This window comes from Pandoraea thiooxydans, from assembly GCF_001931675.1.
Lineage (GTDB): Bacteria > Pseudomonadota > Gammaproteobacteria > Burkholderiales > Burkholderiaceae > Pandoraea > Pandoraea thiooxydans.
The window spans coordinates 2041269-2058452 of record NZ_CP014839.1; the positions used below are offsets into that span (position 1 = coordinate 2041269).

The 17184-nt window shown below is 63.5% G+C and carries 11 protein-coding genes; 1 reads left to right on the forward strand and 10 read right to left on the reverse strand.

Annotation, left to right across the window (positions count from 1 at the left end; genetic code table 11):
- Positions 1-136: 136 nt before the first annotated feature.
- From galE to PATSB16_RS09455, 10 genes are all read right to left on the reverse strand, one after another.
- Complete coding sequence (gene galE / locus PATSB16_RS09410) at positions 137-1189, reverse strand: UDP-glucose 4-epimerase GalE (RefSeq protein WP_047213901.1); 1053 nt, start codon at positions 1187-1189, stop codon at positions 137-139.
- Between the two features lie 45 nt (positions 1190-1234).
- Positions 1235-2137, reverse strand: a complete 903-nt coding sequence (locus PATSB16_RS09415) for an endo alpha-1,4 polygalactosaminidase (RefSeq protein WP_083566743.1) — start codon at positions 2135-2137, stop codon at positions 1235-1237.
- Positions 2130-3509: an exopolysaccharide Pel transporter PelG gene (pelG, locus tag PATSB16_RS09420; protein WP_047213902.1), complete on the reverse strand. Its 1380-nt coding sequence runs from the start codon at positions 3507-3509 to the stop codon at positions 2130-2132. Before pelG ends, PATSB16_RS09415 begins: the two co-directional genes overlap by 8 nt.
- On the reverse strand, positions 3509-5062 hold the full coding sequence (gene pelF / locus PATSB16_RS09425) for a GT4 family glycosyltransferase PelF (RefSeq protein ID WP_047213903.1): 1554 nt from the start codon (positions 5060-5062) through the stop codon (positions 3509-3511). The genes pelG and pelF overlap by 1 nt, the downstream gene beginning before the upstream one ends.
- A complete protein-coding gene (locus PATSB16_RS09430; protein ID WP_047213904.1) occupies positions 5059-6063 on the reverse strand; it encodes a hypothetical protein in 1005 nt (334 codons plus the stop codon). Before PATSB16_RS09430 ends, pelF begins: the two co-directional genes overlap by 4 nt.
- On the reverse strand, positions 6056-7441 hold the full coding sequence (locus PATSB16_RS09435; protein WP_237170329.1) for a PelD GGDEF domain-containing protein: 1386 nt from the start codon (positions 7439-7441) through the stop codon (positions 6056-6058). Before PATSB16_RS09435 ends, PATSB16_RS09430 begins: the two co-directional genes overlap by 8 nt.
- Before the next feature lie 10 nt (positions 7442-7451).
- The gene (locus tag PATSB16_RS09440; protein WP_047213906.1) at positions 7452-7991 is read right to left on the reverse strand and encodes a transporter; all 540 of its coding nucleotides are present in this window, start codon (positions 7989-7991) and stop codon (positions 7452-7454) included.
- A 72-nt stretch (positions 7992-8063) separates the two neighbouring features.
- Positions 8064-11981 (reverse strand): tetratricopeptide repeat protein, encoded by a 3918-nt coding sequence (locus PATSB16_RS09445; RefSeq protein WP_047213907.1) that lies wholly within the window; start codon positions 11979-11981, stop codon positions 8064-8066.
- Complete coding sequence (locus tag PATSB16_RS09450; RefSeq protein ID WP_156884694.1) at positions 11974-14730, reverse strand: bifunctional glycoside hydrolase/polysaccharide deacetylase family protein; 2757 nt, start codon at positions 14728-14730, stop codon at positions 11974-11976. The genes PATSB16_RS09445 and PATSB16_RS09450 overlap by 8 nt, the downstream gene beginning before the upstream one ends.
- 782 nt (positions 14731-15512) lie before the next feature.
- Positions 15513-16445, reverse strand: a complete 933-nt coding sequence (locus tag PATSB16_RS09455; protein WP_169834615.1) for a peptidoglycan DD-metalloendopeptidase family protein — start codon at positions 16443-16445, stop codon at positions 15513-15515.
- A 514-nt stretch (positions 16446-16959) separates the two neighbouring features.
- Between PATSB16_RS09455 and PATSB16_RS09460 the strand changes: the two genes are divergently transcribed.
- Complete coding sequence (locus PATSB16_RS09460) at positions 16960-17169, forward strand: DUF3311 domain-containing protein (RefSeq protein ID WP_047213908.1); 210 nt, start codon at positions 16960-16962, stop codon at positions 17167-17169.
- Positions 17170-17184 lie beyond the last annotated feature (15 nt).

Below are 17184 nucleotides of genomic sequence, written 5' to 3' on the forward strand. Positions count from 1 at the left end.
AACGTAGCGAGCGGGTTTGCATCGCAGCAGACCCGCGCGCCGCAGTGGGATCGCACCCGGTATCGCTGAGGATACCGGGCACTGCCCGACCTTCGGTCGGGCGCACACAGTCGCTTTTCAACACGCGGCCCAGCGCTCAGGCTGCGCTCGGCGGCTTGCGCTGGCCAAAGCCACTTGGGTTTTGCGATTGCCAGCGCCACTGGTCGGCGCACATGCGCTCGATGTCCAGCGTGGCGCGCCAGCCCAACTCGCGCGCTGCCGCCGAAGCATCGGCATAGCAGGCGCCGACGTCACCCGCGCGGCGCGCGACAATCTCATAGGGAATCCTGCGCCCGCTGGCCTGCTCGAATGCCGCAATCATCTGCAGCACGCTGTAGCCGCGCCCGGTGCCCAGGTTGACGGTGAAGCCGCCGGGCCGCCCGAACAGGGTGTCGAGTGCGGCCAGATGCCCGCGCGCCAGATCCACGACATGGATATAGTCGCGCACGCCGGTGCCGTCGACGGTGTCGTAGTCGCCGCCGAATACCCGCAGTATCGGTTGCCTGCCCGCAGCGACCTGGGCCACATAGGGCATCAGGTTGCTCGGCGCGTCGGCCGAGTCCTCGCCGATCAACCCGCTCTCGTGAGCCCCGACCGGATTGAAGTAACGCAGCATGCCGATGCGCCATTGCGGGTCGGCGGCGGCCAGATCGGACAGTATCTGCTCGCCCATCAATTTGGTGCGCCCGTAAGGCGTGCCTGCCTGCAGCGGAAACGACTCGTCGACCGGCACCGAGGCCGGAATGCCATACACCGCCGCGGACGAGCTGAACACCAGCGTCTTGACGTTGCGGCGGCTCATCGTCTCGACCAGCGTCAGCAGGCTGTCGAGATTGTTGCGGTAGTAGGCCAGCGGCTGACTGAGCGACTCGCCCAGCGATTTGAGCGCGGCAAAATGAATTGCCGCATCGATCGGGTACGCGTCGAAGACCTGCCGCATGACCTCGGCCGAACAGGCGTCGCCCACGATCAGCTCGATTTCGCAGCCGGTGATCCGGCGCACGCGCTCGATCGATTCGGGGTTACTGTTGGCCAGATTGTCCAGCACGATGACGCGATCGCCTCGCGACAGCAGCTCGACGCAGGTGTGCGAGCCGATATAGCCGGCGCCACCGGTCACGAGAATGGTGCGTTGGGAGACGGTATTCATGCGGGACTCATTTGAAAATTAATGATGGCACCGGGTCGGCGGGCGCTAATTCGCCGATGCGGGGTTGACCGTCTGAAGGTGGCCGTCACCGACGTACGGCACGATACCCTGTGCCCTGATGCGCGTCACCGTGCGGCTCGCGCAGCCGGTGTCGGCGGGCGCGCAGTAATCGATCGCGATCACGGGCAGGCCATAGCGCTGCCTGACCATGTCGGCCTGGCCGAGCAGCCATTGACGGTCCTCCTGCGGGACGTCGACATATCGTCCGGCCGCTTCGCTCCAGCCCTGGTACAACGATTCGAACGCGACTGCGAATACCGCGTCATGCACCTCAGGCAGCAATTCGAAACCGCGATTGAGGATCAGTTTAGCGCTTGGGTAGCGCCGATGAATTGCCTCGATGACGGCCACCAGGCCTGCGCGCTCACGCTCGCGCTGCGCGTCGGTTTTGGCCACCAGTTGATAGGAATCGAGCGTATCCAAAAAAAAGCCGCGATAGCCCTGCTTCCACAGCGGATCGATCACATGCGCGACGAAAAACGCGGGCCAGCCAGGCGCTGCCTGGTCGACGACACTTGCATGCCACTCGCCGTTGCGGCCGATCAGCCAGCGCTTGGGAATCTGCGCATAGTAACTGCGCGACGGATCGACTTCGCCCACGCTGACGTAAGCAAACCATTGCGTCGGCATGGCCGCGAATGCGGTGGGATCGAACCCGCTGTCGGGCTCGACCACGGCGAGGTCGAATCTGGCCAATTGCCCCAGCGGGGGCGAGTCGCCATAGTAGAACGCAATGCTCCAGGGCAAGGGCGCGGGTGCTCCAATTGCCTTGCCCAGGAAAAGCGACGCCACCAGGCCCGCCAGCAAGGGCCGCCAGCCCGCGCGGACTCGGCGCGCGGAGCGAGCGGCGTTGGAACGGGGCACCACCGACGGCCGGGACTCAGGCATCTTTTTGCAGCATATAGGTGTCGTACTCGAGCGAGGCGAAGCGCCGGTCGAGCATGTCCACCGACAGCAGTATCACCACCAGGAGCGCGCCGGCATAACCGTAGCCGTAGGTATTCGGCCCCATCTCGAGGGTGATCCAGGTAAACAGGCCGCTAAGCAGCACGAAGACGGCAGTGAGACCGAGCACCACGCGGCGCCGGTCGAGGTAGAAGAAGATGTTGAGCGCCCCCAGGAACAGCACCTGCAGACTCGCCGAGATGACATCGATGTGCAGCAGCGGCAGGTAAAGCGTCGAGATGCCAAGCAGGCGAAGCAGCTTGTCGCCGAACGCAAAAATCAGCAGGGTGACCAACGCCTGGATTTTGAGAATTTCATACAGGCCGGTGCGTACGCTGCGCACCATCATGTCGCGCATATCCTGGATGTACTTCAGCGTGCCGCCGTTGCGGATGGCATCGTAGTAGGCGTCGTAGTACTCGACGAAATCGGTCTCGATGCGCAGCAAAAACACAGCCATGCCAGGGATCACGCACAGATACGAAATGAAAACCGGCAGGTCGTAAATCAGCGAGGCGTGCAACGGGCCGATCACTACCTGCCCGGTGGCCGGCGAAAACCAGAACATGAATTTGTCCAGCCACACGCCCAGATTGAACAACAAGCCGACGAACATCAGGCTCGGATAGGCGAAGCGCCGGTCGAAGACCTCCCAGGAGAGATAGTCGTCGGAGCGGTAGTTGCGATGAATCAGGCTGCCCAGGCCGATCAGCAGGATCAAATGACCGATCACGAAACCGCCCATCAGCCCCTCCAGGCCGTAGCGATTCAGCGCCACGGCAAAAATCACCGTGGTGAGATATCCGACGAAGAAAATCGCCAGGATCGCCCGATATTGCTTGACGCTGGTGAGAAAGATCACGCCGATCCAGATATTGCTGATGATCACAAAGCCGGCCAGCATCAGTAGGCGGTAAAGCGTCGATTCGTGTCGAAATGCCGTCAGGGCGAGGCCCAGGCCCAGCACGCCGGTGACCACGGTGGTGACGAGCGCCACCGCGTTGTAGTTCGGCAGCACCCGATCGGGCCGCCGCTCGAACAGGCGATCGGAAATGAAACGCGTGAACGACAGCTGCAATGCACCGGTGACGATCAGGCTGACGGCCATCAGATAGGTCACGGAAATCTGGAACTGCACGATTCGCACTGGCGGTTCTACCGTCGACAGGCTGAGCAGGCCGATGAGCAGGATCCCAAGAATCGACAGGACCAGGGGTCCGGCGCTGATGATTCCGGCGTAGCCGTAAGCCGTCAGCGTACCGGTCAGGCTATCGCGCTTGAGTATCTTACGCAGCTCGAAACCGATACCGGCCATTATTGCGTCTCCGTGGATTGTTGCCCGGCACTGTCCGCGATCAGCTTGCGATACAGCGAACGGTAGCTGTCTTCCATCAGCGTGTGCGTATAGTAACGCTCGACGCGCGCGATGCCGGCCCGTTGCGCAGCCCGCCACGCGTCGTCGTCGGTGAGCAGCGCCAGCACCGCCTGGGCAAATTTCTCGGGGTCGGCGATCTGCACCACCTTGCCGGCCGCGCCCAGCGCCTGGTCGTCGCCCTCGAGCCCCTCGACCAGTTGCCGGCAGGAGCCGACGTCGGTGGTCACGACCGGCACACCGGCAGCAAAGGCTTCGAGCACGACCAGCGGCAAGGCCTCGCTGATCGAGCTCAAGGCCACCAGGCCGACATCCGGCAACAGTTCGCGAATCTGCCGGAAACCCATCATTTGCACGCTTGCCTGCATGCCGAGGCTGTCTATCAGGTCGCGGCACTCCTGCGCGTAGTCGGGATCCTCGGATTCCGGGCCGACTATCCAGCCCTGCGCCGCAGGCAACTGGCGCTTGACGATGAACATCGCGCGAATGAATGTCTTGATGTCCTTGATCGGCACGACCCGGCCGATCAGCGCTACCACCGGCGGCACGTTCGTCGGACGCTGGGCGCGCAGCGGCGCGAACTGCGCCACGGCAATGCCGTTCGGGATACTGCGGGTCTTGTCCGGCGGGGCGCCGTCCTCAAGCTGGCGCAGGCGATTGCCTTCGTAGAGCGCGACAATATCGGTGGCCGCCTCGTAGGCGATACGGCCGATCGCCTCGAAAAAGCGCACCCAGAGCTCCTGGAAGTAACCGACTTGCGAGACGTCGCGCTCGAAAATGCCGCGGTTGTCGTGAATCCACTGGCTTTGCAACAGGTCGATCTTGCGCTCTTTCGTATATATGCCGTGCTCCGACACCAGCAATGGACGACCATGCCGGAAATGCAGCAGCGCGCCGAGAAATCCGGCATAACCGGTCGACACCGTGTGATAGATCCTGGCTTGCGGCAGCTTCTCGGCGATCCGGGCCAGTTGCCACAACGGTTTGTGCATGATGCGCACCGTCCAGAAATAATCGGTGAACGACGGATCGGTGCAAAACCGGTTGTAGCGATCGGTGATGATGTCCCACGAGCGTTGGCTGTGCAGGAATTCCTGTTCTCCGATCGGGCCACCCTCTTCGAGCATGGGCATCATTTCGCGCATCAGCTTGCCGATCACGCCGGCATGCCTGTGCTGTTTGAGTTCGTCGTGCATGCGCGCGACATGCTCGAACGCCTGGCGATCGCCCTGGGCGCTGATCACCGGCTTGTCCGTCTCGAAATCGTACAGATAGTGTTCTTCGAAATGCACCACGTTGTCCGGCAACGCATAGTGCGCGCCGCCGTAATCATCTTTCCGGCTGCCGATGAAGGCGATCGCGAACGTGAATTCCGGAAAGGCGCGGATCATCTGATTGACCCACGCCGAGACACCCCCACGCACATAGGGAAATGTGCCCTCGAGCAACAAGGCGATATCGGCCGAAGCCGCGCGGCGATGGAGATCTGAGTTCATTGAGACCAATAGCGCACGATAGGTTGCAGGAAGGGCACGGCCGTCGCTTTGTTGAGTGTGTCGAGCAATGGTGGAATCCGATCGTAGTCGCGCTTGAGAAACGCCACTTCGGCCAGCCACGGCGCCAGCCGATCAGCCGGGAAGCGCAGCGCCTGGGCACGCCGAAAGAATTCCTCCGCGGGCTCCGGCGCGCCGCGCAGCAATGCGCAGCGCCCGAGCAGGTAACACATCACGGCAGCCTCCTGCCCTTGCGCCAGGGCCTGCTTGGCAAACGATTCGACCTGCTCGAGGGTATAGCGATAGACTTCGCCCTGCACTAGATGCTGGTAAATCAATTCCCAATAGAGCTCGGCCAGGCGGGCACTGGCCAGACCCCGTTCGACCGCGTCGGCTGACCGCTCGAGCTGCGCCCTGGCCACGAAGATCTTTTGCATGATCTCTTTTTCTGTGCCGTCGACAATCCCATAGGCCAGCAAGCGGATCTCTTCAATGGGATCTGACAGCAAGTCGTGCAGCAGCCCGCTGCTGATGCGCGAAGGCAGCGATTGCATGGCAACCAGCGCGGCGACGCGGTCGCCGGCCGGAGCGCGAAGATTCTCCAGGCGGGCGCGCAGCCGGGCACCGGTGCCGTGGGTCACGCGCGACACCAGATAAGTGGCGAATTGCGGCACTTCAACGGCCTCGATCGGGATGTCATCGGGCGGCGTAGGGAACAGCAGCGCCACCAGGATCAGGCTGAGAAACAACAGCAAACCGGCGACCGGAAGAAACAGGCAGATGACAAAAACGTGCAGAAACGCGCCGCCTCTGGCCCGTCGGTAATGCGGTGGCAGAATGGCGCTCACGAACAGCGCGGTGGCCAGCGCGGCCAGCGTCTGCCAAAGAAAGAACACCAGCAGAGGGTCGACTCCGCCCGGCGGCTGCCACAGCGAATACACCGCCTTGCCTTGCACGGCCAGCGCCAGCAAGCCAAACAGCAATGAGCGGAGCGTCTTAGCCATGATGGCCGCACCGTTGGAGCAAGCGCTGCAACACGTCGCCGGGATCGCTCGAGCTGACCGCCACCGTGTGCACCGCGACGTGCGATCTTTCGAAATCGGTCGAGAACTGGCTTTTCAGGGTGTTTTCGGTGCGCATCAGGTAGCCGTTGATACCGTTTTCGTCGGTCAGCGGCATCAGAGTGATCGCCACTTGCCGTTGGTCATCGCGCACTGCCCAGAGCACATCCAGCGCGCGCCGCGTCCGGGTCACCTGATCGAACAGCGAATCGCCGTCGGTGCCGCGCGCAAACACCAGCGCCACCAGCGCCGAATCGATATTGCTGGCGCGCTTCATATGAGTCAGGCGTGCCAGCTCCAAGGCGAATTCATATGGGCAATCGGGCACACGCTGGGTGATGGCATCGACCATCGCCCGGTGTTCGACGCTATCGGCATAGTATCCCAGCAGTACCAGCAGCAACTGCAGGTTGTCCTGATTCAGCGACAGGAATGCCATGTGCCGCACCACCAGCACCGCGACCAACTTGCCGGACGCGGAGATCAACGGAGCACACACCAGATAGGCGCTGCGCCCGGTTTCGTCGAGCTCGCGCAAATGCGACAGTGCGCTCTTTTCGAGGCAATCGCGCAGCAGCGGATCGTCGGAATCGAGTTCGAAGGGCTCGCCCACCGATGCGGCAGCCACGTGCTCGACCCGCCCCTTGGTCACCGGAAATATCGACGCATCGCCAATCTGGCAGGTCAGCGCGGCGAATTCCAGCATGCCTTGAATGTTGGGCAGCGGCATATCGGGCGCGGCACCGCTGTGCGTCGGCGAAAAATCCCGCAGGCGCATGATCGCATCGCGCATCGTCACGGGCCGGGTCAGCACGTCGTGCTCGAGCCGGTCGTGCGAGATGCGCAGCAGGTAATGATTGTTGGTGATCGATACCAGCCGGTCGCTCAAATAGCTATTGATGCTGCCCAGCCGATTGGCGCGATTGCCCCAGATGTCGCAGAAATGGCCCGAGATCACCACCAGCGCCAGGCCGCCCACGAAGAACATCACGGGAAACTCCGCGCCGACGACGTGCCCGTACAGCGCGTACCAGGCGACGGTGACACAAATCCCCGCGAGCACCCCGAGCAGCGCGCCGTAGCGCAACGCCATGATCGCCGCGACCAACCAAAGCCATGGAAAGCCGATATGCAGCAACAGCGGATCCGCCGGGCGCAGCAAATAACAAAAACCGATCACCAGCGCCATCACGCCGATGACTTCCAGGGCGGCCACGGGACGCGTGAGCGCCGGTGCAAGCAAACGGCCGTAGTAGCCGACGTTCCCGAGTGGATCTGAGGCGCGCGCTTGCGGCGGCGATGTTTGCTTATCGGTTTGCACGGCGGACACCTCAGCGTTGCGCGAGCGGGGCCAGCAACTGGCGGATCAGGGTCTGACCGACGCCGGCCAGACTCGAGCGGCTCCAGCCGCTGCGGCTGCCGGTGGCGCTCCACACGGTCTTGCCCGTGCTCACGTCGATCACGTCGAAGGTCAAGCCGGCCACCGGCTCGCCGTCCACGCCGACCTTGTAGCGCCATTCCTGCACCGAACCGGTCAACGCGTAGCGCACGCCTGCCTTGCGTGCCCAGGCCAGCGCCTTGGCACGCGCGGCATTGGGGTGACCATTGAGCAGCGCATCGGTATCGTTGTCGCCCGGGTATTGCCACAGGTTGGCAAAACCATCCTGCTGCAGCACGCTCTGCGCGATGCTCTCGGCGCGCTTGCCGGCTTCCGGCGTTTCCGTGTAATTGGCCATCGGCAAGACCGCCCAGTTGTCGGTCTTGCTCAGGCCGGGCGCATGCCCCGCGTCGATCGTCGAGCAGCCCGCCAACACGGCCAGCAGCATGGCGCCGATCAGCCGATAAATATTTCCCGCTCTCAAGCCTTTCATTTTCTTCCTCTCCGGTTTTGATGAAACAGCGGCCACTAGCCGCGCGATGCCCGCCTCTTCCGTCTCGGCACGCTAGTAATACAAACGGTACGCCACGCCGAGTTGCGTCACCGACGCTCCGCCGCCGGTCACTGCCTCATGCGAGTAATACACGCGCGCATGATCGTTGCCAAAAATCGAACCCGCCAACCCGACATTGACCTGCGGGCCCCATCCCTCGATGCTGTCGTGCACTACGCCGACGTCGAGATATGGCACCCAGGCATGCCGATAGGCATTCTCGTAATCCAGGCCGAATCCGCTCATCACGCCGTAGCGCGTCACGCTTTGCGGCATGAATTGGGTCGCCGTGGGGGTCTCACCCGCCGGCAGCAGGCGCGCGAGCGACGGAATCACGTTGCCGCTGGCCGTGTAGATGCCCCGCTCGCCAGTCAGCCGTACATTCCAGTCGGGATAACCGAGACGCAGGCGGTAACCCAGTTCGGCGGCAAGAATCACGCCCCGCCCCAGGTAGGTGCGGTCCTGCGCGTGAAAGCCGTCAACCTCGGCGCTGCCCTGCATGAACCAATGCGCCTGCGAGTCCCACTGCGCGCCCACGCGCAGCATGTCCTTGGTCGAGGCCACCTGCATCTGCGGCGAAATATCGGTGAACTGGTTGAGCCCGGCGGTAATGTCCGTGGTGAGCGGGCCGCCCCGGTTGAATTCGCCGTGCACCTTGAAGGTATAAAAGGAATTGACCGCGTTGCGATGCCCGAGGGTCGCCGACAGGTCGCGCTCGACCGTGTGGTCGCGCAAGGTGGCTTCGATGGAGCGGTCTTGCGCCGGCACCCAGGCCAGCTGGCTCGTATCGGACGAGTGCTGATTGCGCTGGATCGCCTGGATGATCAAAGCCAGCCGGCCGGTCAGAGCAACGCCGCCCAGCAGGGAGCTCGTGATGCTGTTGAGCGGGCTGGCGCGCGTGCCGTACACATCGAAGCCAAGCGCCGGGCGGTCGCGCAGCAGTGTCTCGCGCAGCGACTCCTGCAGCGCGTCGTTGTCCGGCGCGCCCTGCATGGCGTCGAAGGCGACGGTCTCGGCCTCGTCGGTGCGTCCCAGGCGATTGAGCGCATCGATGCGATTGCCCATCGGCACGCCGCCGCGACCGTGCGCCAACGCTCGCGTCAGCGCCTCGCGGTCGTTGTCGGCTAGTGCCAGCGCAATCTGCGCATCGGCGGGCCGCAGCAGGCGATCGGTGTACTCCCTGGCCAGCCAGGCGCGTGCAAGTTCATTGTGCTCGCCGCTGATCGCCCAGGCCTCCACGACGTCCTTGGCGGCCGCGCTGATCAGTTGCCGGCGGGCCTCGGCCGCTTGCGCGGCCTGGCCGGGTGCCTGGTCCGGCGTCTCGAGATCGGACGGCAGCCCTGCGGCACGCATGCCGAGCAGGGAACGGGCCACCGCGGCACTGCCGCTCTCGCGCCGGTCGGCCTTGAGCATGGCGATCAGCAGATCGCGCGAGCGGTCGCCATTGGTAAATGTCTGGCTTAGCGTCGCCTGAGCCATGCGCGCCTGGGCAATCGCCTCGGGCGTGCCGGGTAGCGCGGCGACGTGAGGCCGGGCTGAGCCGGTGCCGCCGCCATGGGTCGGCGCAACTGCAGCGAGCTTGCCCGGCAGAGCCCGCCAGGCCGCGCGGCGCAGTCGCCAGGCGATGTCGGCATGGCCGGCCGACTCTTCCGCATCGGCAGTCGCGATCAGCCACAACGGATCATCCGGCGCCTGCGACAGCTGGCGGCGCAGATAACTGAGCGCTTGCGCCGGGTTACCCAAACGTACCTCGGCCGCGCCATAGGCACCCCAGTAAGCTGAATTGCCGTCGGCCAGCGCGCGCCATCGGCGCGTTGCCAGCCGCAGCTCGCCATCGGCGCCAAAGTCGACCAGCGCCCATAAATACGAGACCTTGGTATCGTCGCTGGCGTCGGGCAGTGACGCGGCGCGCCGCAGATCGGCGAGCGATGCATCCCAGCGCCCGATCTGGCGCTCGTAGTCGGCGCGCGCGGCCAGCAGCGCACTCGAGTGATCGAACATATCGCGCTGCGCGGGGGTGAGGCTGGCCAGCAAATGCCGGATGCGCGGCCACGCCTGAGCCACGGTGTAGAAGTACAGCGCCGATTGCAGCGATCTGGCCGAACCGTCCTTGCGGAACGCCATTTCGGCGGTGCGCCCGGCGTCGATCGGATAGCCCTGATAGAAATAGGCCATGCCGCTCAGGTCGGTCGCCTCGGCCTGCCCGGTGGCCAGCAGACGCTGGTAGGCGAAGTTGGCATCCTCGTCGTGCCGCGTGAGCCGCGCCAGCTCGCTGTAGGTGCGCCAATACAGTGCGTCCTGCGGACGGCTCGCCGTTTTGCCGCGAACCTGCCGCAGGGCTTCGAGCGCCACGTCATAGTGGCCCTGCTGGTATTCGAGGTTGGCAATATGCAGCGCGTATTTGGCGTTCGGGCCAAATTCGGTTTGCAGGGTGCGGTACGTGCGCAGCGCCTCGCCGTCGTGCCCCGCCCGTTCGGCGACCAGCGCATAGCGCTCGAGCAGCGGCTCTCGCTGCGCACCCACCGCGCGTCGCTTCAGATAATCGAGCGCCTGCTGCGGCTGCCCGAGGCGCTCATAGGCGTTGATCAACTGGTCTTTCAAGACCAGGTTGGCAGGTTGACGATCCGCTTCGTGAATCAAGGCCGCGACATAGGCGGTGTCGTCATCGAGTTGCGGCGCCAGCTTCAGGACGTTTTGCCACGCCTCTTCGTTGCCGGAATCGCGTGCAAACGCCAGCCAGGATTTCAGCGCCAGCGCCGGGTGGTTGTTCCATTGCGCGACCTGTGCCAGCCGACGGGTCCAGACCAGCGGATCCATGTGGTGGGCGAGCGCCTGCTCGGCAAGCTTCTCGGCGTCGTCGAGCGCGCTGCTCTCGACAAAGGCCTTGAAGGCGAGATCGTAATCGCTGGGGGTAACGGCATTGGCGTTCGCCCCAGGGGTGTCGGCGATCAATCGAAGTCTGGCGCCGCCGAATCGGGCATTGCGCAGACTGGCCTCGTATCCGTCCAAATAGCGCGGCTGGTGGCGGTCCGCGCGGCGCGAATTCGCTGCCGCGAAGGCCGCGACGTGAGGGCCGGCCGGCTCGAGACTGGAGAGTTTGCCCAAGGCGCGCGCGTAACGGGTCATCAGATCGGTGCGATGCGCCTGGCGTGCCAGATCGATCAGGAAGCGCAGGGTTTGCGGATCGTCGGCCAGCTCGCCGATGCGTTGCGCGGCTTCGTCACAGGCTTTGCCCACCTGATCGCCCGAGACCAGCACCTTGAGCGCGGCGAGAAAATAGCGCCGCTTGTCCTGCAAGCTCTGCGCGGCATCCTGTGCCGCGAAATATGCATTGGCGGCGTCGCCATAGGATTGCTGAGCCAGCGCCTCGGTGGCGAGTTTTTCGTCCCACTCGGTGCGATTGGCGCTGTCGGCGGCCGCCAGCTCGCGATAAAAATGCAGCATCACGCCGGTGGCGCCCGCGGCATGGGCCTTGGCCGCCAGCTCCCGCATCACCGGCACGTCCCAGGTCCGCTGCGTGGTGCGCTCGAGCAGCGCAATGTACTCGACCATCAACGGCGGCCGCCGGGGATCGTCGGGACCGACCGCGTAGGCTCGCCGTTCGGCCGCCGTGAGCTGGATCAGCAGCGCTCTGGCGCGCGCATCCTCGCCCCCCATCAGGGCCAGCTTTTGCGAGGCCAGCTCCGCTTTCTCCCATTGCCCCAGCCCCATGTACTGATCGACCAGCAGACTCATGTAGGTCGACGAGTTCGGCTCGATGCGAAGCCACGCCTCGAGGTAGGCGACTGTCACTTCGCTCGGCGGCGACGCCGCCAGCATGCGGGCCTGCATGCCCCCGCGCGGATAGGCCGCCGCCAGGGCCAGCACGATGCCCACGGCGATCAGACCCGAGAGCCATGGCGGACAAAGGCGAGGACGATCGCTATTCACAGTTCACCTTGAGCGAATGGTAGGTCACTTGCTGCGCCGCGCGCCCGGCAACGTCGACGCGCAGCACGCCGTTCCTGACCGGCGCCGCGACCGCCTTGCCGTCGACTGTCACGCGGCAGCCGTTCGCATCGGCGAAGCTCACGAACGGCTTGTAGTAGCCGCCAAAATCGAAGCTCATGGCGCGTGCGTCTCGCCGATAGTGGCGCACGAATCCCGCCGCCTCGGCGATATAGGGAATATCGCCGGCGCCGCGGGGGGCGATCGAGAAACTGGCCTGATCCCCGCCCATATGGATATAGAGCCCGCCGGGTCCAGGCAGGTAGCCGCTCACCCCGGTGGCGGTCTTCAGGTCGGGCACGCCGTGTCCGAGCGGCCAGCGCAATTCGCGCAGATTGGCACCCGAGCGCACCAGCCAGCGGTTGCCCTCGCGGGCCACGGCGACCCGGCGCCAGTCGAGTACGCGCTTGATGTACTCGGTGGTATAGATGGGCAGAACCGCCTGCTTGAGGGTGCTCTCGTATACCTGGCGCAACGCGCGCAGCGAGGCGAGCTTGGTGCCCGAGTAGAAGTGGTAGTAGATGTCGATTGCCTTGAAACGGATCGGCCGGTCGGTCAGCGCATAAGTCTCCAGCACACGCGTGAAGCCGTAAAACGGGCCGGTCCAGTCGCCCGTATAGACGTTTTCGTCCATGTCGGCGGCATAGACCTGAAAATCGTCGGGCTGCGGTCCCTTGGATACGCCGTACGGCGCAATGTCGGTCCAGCTGTTGTTGGTTTTGGTAATGACCGTATCGCCGCCGTTGATATTGAGCACGCCGGCAGCATAAGCACGACGCACCGCGATGGCCGGCGGCGCGGCATCCCCAGGCCATTGCAGCACGACCACATGTTTGCCGGGCGGCGCCAGGCGTCGATCGATGTAGTCGATCGAGCCCTGGATTTCGCGATTCAAATTGAATTTGTAGTGCGGGATATCGAGCGAGAACGCGCTGTCCCCGCCCCACTCCTTCTTGACCTTGCCGGTGATGCGCGCGCCGGTCTTCGGGTCGATCATCTCCAGATTGAACGGATGCGAGTACGTATGGCTGCCGATTTCGACGTTTGGCAAGGCAAAGATCTCACGCGCGATGGACTCGAGCGTAGGCGATATCTTCGGGTACAGGCCGGTCGGCCCCACTTCCCCTTCGATCACCGAAAGGGTCATCGGAATCGGGAATTTGGTGAAAATCTGATCGTACAGCGCCTGCCCGCCATAGGCCGGCCCGGGGAACTCCGTGCGCGAGGCGAAGCCGTCTCCGTCGACATGCACGAACAGCAGCCTGCGGCCATTCTCGGTCGTCACGTCAGGCACGGGCATCTCGGGCAGCGCCAAGGCCTGCTCGAAGAAATCGATCGGCTGGATCGCCCAGCGCTCCTGCTGGATACCGCCCAGGGTGGCAATACCGTAAGGGTCGAGCGTATAGCCACCCCACGGCAGCATGCCAGCCATGTCATAGACATAGCTGCCGGCCTTCAAACGCAGCAGCGGCTTGCCCTGCGCACCGACGCGCACGCCCAGTGCGTCGCGAATATCCGGCGGCGGCAGAATCTCGAAGCCCATCATCGGCGCCTTGTCCACGATGTGCGGTGCAACGTCGGGGGGCGCAGCCCCCGGCACAACCTCGAGTCCGAGCGCGCGGGCGGCTTCCTGGTCGATCGGGAACCCGAACTGACCGAGCACCGCCACCCGCACGCCGGCGCGGATGCGCCCGAGCAGCCAGCGGCGCCAGGCATCGGGGTTGTCGACTGTCCGATCGATCGCCACCACGATACCGGCATAGCGGTCGCTATCGATGTCGTGCGGCAACGCCTGATTGGCGTCGGCATACTGAATATCGTAGCCAAGATAATTGAGCGGCATCGCGATGTCTCGCACACCGGCCGTCAGATCGAGCGGCTCGCCCTGCTCCGGGGTCTGCACCACCAGAATCTTGCGCGGCATGACCTCGATGCGGCCAATGCCGACCGTCGCGAAGCTCGGGTCGGTGACGAACGGCGTGAGCCCATCGTGTTCGAGCCGGTTCGCGGCGTCGCGCCGGCACGCCCGGTCATCGCGAGCACAGTAGTCGACGGCCACCACGGCCAGCGACGCGCCGCTGCGCCGCAGCGCCCCGATCCGCTGCAGCGCTTCGGCACGCTCGGCGGCGGGCACGTCGGCAAAGAATCCGCCCAGCAGGTCGTAGCGCCGGTACAGAGAGTCGACCATCACCGCGCTCAGTTGATCGGCGATGTGCGCGGCCAGTCCCAAGTGATTGCGCAGCATCACCCGCGCCTGAGGGTATTGAGCGTGAATCGCCTGCACCAGCCCGGCCAGCCAGCCATCGTCGGGCCTATCGTTCTGATCCAGCGGGGCGCCATCGTCGAGCAGGAAGCCGCGGTACCCCCTATTCCAGAGCGGGGTTACTGTCTGCGAGACATACGCGGCGGGCGTTTGCGCGGAATTATCGGTTTGCGTACGCAGGTCGATCCGCGCCAGCCAAGCGGTATGAGGCGTGCTTTGGGCGTCGGGAGGCGTCGCGGTGGCGGGATCGATCACCACATCGTCGAACGCCTGCAACTCGTCGACCGGCGGATGAGCGCCGTAGTAAAACGCAATATTGGGATTGGCAATGGCCAGAGCCGGGGTGCCGGCCGCCATCGCAAGGCTGGTGCCCCCGATAGGTAAAAACCCCATGACCGCGAGCAGCAGACCGGTCAGCAGTCCGTTCAAGCCTGCGGCCGACGGTCCCCCGCCAAAATGAAGCCTACGTACGATCACTTTTTTCCCCGAATGATCAAAGCCTGCTTCCAGCATCGTTCTTATCTGGATACCACCGACTAACCAACCCTCCGCCCCCGCCAGCGTCTGTCTGGTCGGGCGACACATCAAACAGGCCGGCCAGCCAGCCTGATCTTCGGGATTCCCGATAATCGAGTTACTCGTAGCAATCCGTAATTTCCCCGGGGCCAAGAATAATCGATTAGTTGTTTTCTGTATATAGGGGTTTTACAAAGCAAAAGATGCTTATTTGATGATATTTATCAATAAGCCGGCAATATTGCGATCGTGGTAAAAAGACGGATTTTGGAGCAATCTTTTTCTCCCTCGCGAGTCGATGGCCGCCACGCCTTAACGAGTTGGCATCGAAGCCAAATTTAAATGAGTTTAAAAATCGCAGAGAAATTTATCTGTCGAACTTAAGGAATAATGAAGAAAAATTTATCCTTTTGATAAGGAGAACGCGATCCTCCGGACAATTTTCCAGCGTGATTTTCCAAAAACATCATCGCCGTCCTGAATCGAATTGCAAACACCCGACCGCAGCAAGTCGACGATTTAACGGTAATTAACAATTTTGGCTCGTGACGGTCGCCAATGCAGATGCTCGGCGAGGTCGCGAAGACATTGTCGAGAGGAGAGTCGCCCCGAGCGCGAGCGCGCCGGGTGAGCGTAAAGTCGCCCCGCCGGGCAACTCGGGCGTCGAGCCCAGCGGTCCGCTGGGCTGCGCCGATTCAGGAAGACAGGAACGATGCCAGCGCCTGTGCCTGGCTTGCGAAGTGCTCCCGGTCGGCGCCCTTGAGGCGATGCTCGACCGGCAAGCGCGCGGTCAGCGGATTGACCGGTACATTGTCGCGACGCAGTTCGAAGTGCAAATGCGGCCCGGTCGCCCAGCCGGTTTCGCCCACGTAACCGATGACCTGCCCGCGGTGCACCGCCTGGCCGCGACGCAATCCATGCGCGAAACGCGACAAATGCGCGAACAGCGTCGAGAAATCATTCGGATTGCTCAGTATGACGACCTTGCCGTACCCCCGTTGCCAGCCGACGAACTTGACCCGGCCAGTAGCCGTTGCGTGCACGGGCGTGCCCACCGGAGCGGCCAGATCGACACCGTCGTGAGGACGCACGCGCTTGAGAACCGGATCGAAACGGGCCAGGGAGAATGGCGACGACACACGGGTAAAGGCAATCGGATAGCGGGAGAAGGCCGGCAGCGTGCTGTTGCCGTTCAGCGTGTAATAGCTTCCAGTGCCGCCCGGCTTGCGATACCAGTAGATGGTGTGCGTGGTCGAGCCGAGATCGATTTTTGCCGCGACCGGCTTGCCGTCGGCTGCAACGTCGCCGGCATCGCCCGGGTCGCGCTTGAACACCAGCGTAAAACTGTCGCCCTTTTGCAGGTCGCGACGAAAATCCACCTTCGCCGAAAACGCCTTGACCAGCGACGCCGCCACCTGAGGGCTGACGCCAGCCTTGAGCGCGGCACTGTCGAACGAGTGCTCGATCGTGACCGAGCGCGTGACGTACGGGGCCGCGGCCGGCGGCGTGGCCGGCCGGGCTGCCGCCGCGTCGCTCGCTGTCGACGATGCGCCGTTGCCGGGGTCGAGCGCATCGTCAGTGGGCGCCGCAGCATGGCCCGACAAATATTCGATGCTGCGCGGAGTCACGGCAATAACCGCCAATCCGAGCATGACGCAGAGTAGCTGTTTGGTTGAAAGGCGAGACAGGGCGGTGCTTGACGGCGGTGGCATCGGCAAATCCGGACAGTGGCAAGCGGGCAGCAAAAGTTTTCCCGATACGCCGATTTGCAATCGTGGATATGACGCGCCGGGGGACTTCGCAAACACACAGAGGTAAAACAGACCGGGCGATGAAGACAGACCACTCGCCCGCGTGAACGCGAATGACTATAGCACGCGTGTGCTCGCGCGCCTAGTCCATTGGACCAAACGACTCGCATCAACTGGTACTATCCCGCCCTTTTTTGCTTGCCCATACTCAAACGATCGCATCGACGTGCCGCCGGGCACGCCATTGCGGCACCGCGGCGACCGATCCTATCGCCGACAAGCGATGCTTCGCGCGTGCCATGCGCGGAACATGCCATGACATGACCGGCATCCTCGATGCCGGCCGCGCCCGAGACATAAAACAGAAAACCTGAAGACAAGCGGAGACAACATGCTCAAATTCTTGATTGGTATCGGCATCCCTTATATCGGCGTGATTGGTTTATTGCCGTGGGTTTCGTCGATCAACCTGACGGTACTCGGCATCCCGTTCCTCTACGCGTGGATCTTCGCCTGGTTCGTTTTGACTTCCGGCTGTCTATTGCTGTGCTGGCGCCTGTTCGACGGCCACGCAAGCGACGCCGACCCGCAAAACACCTAAAGCCAGGAGCGTATC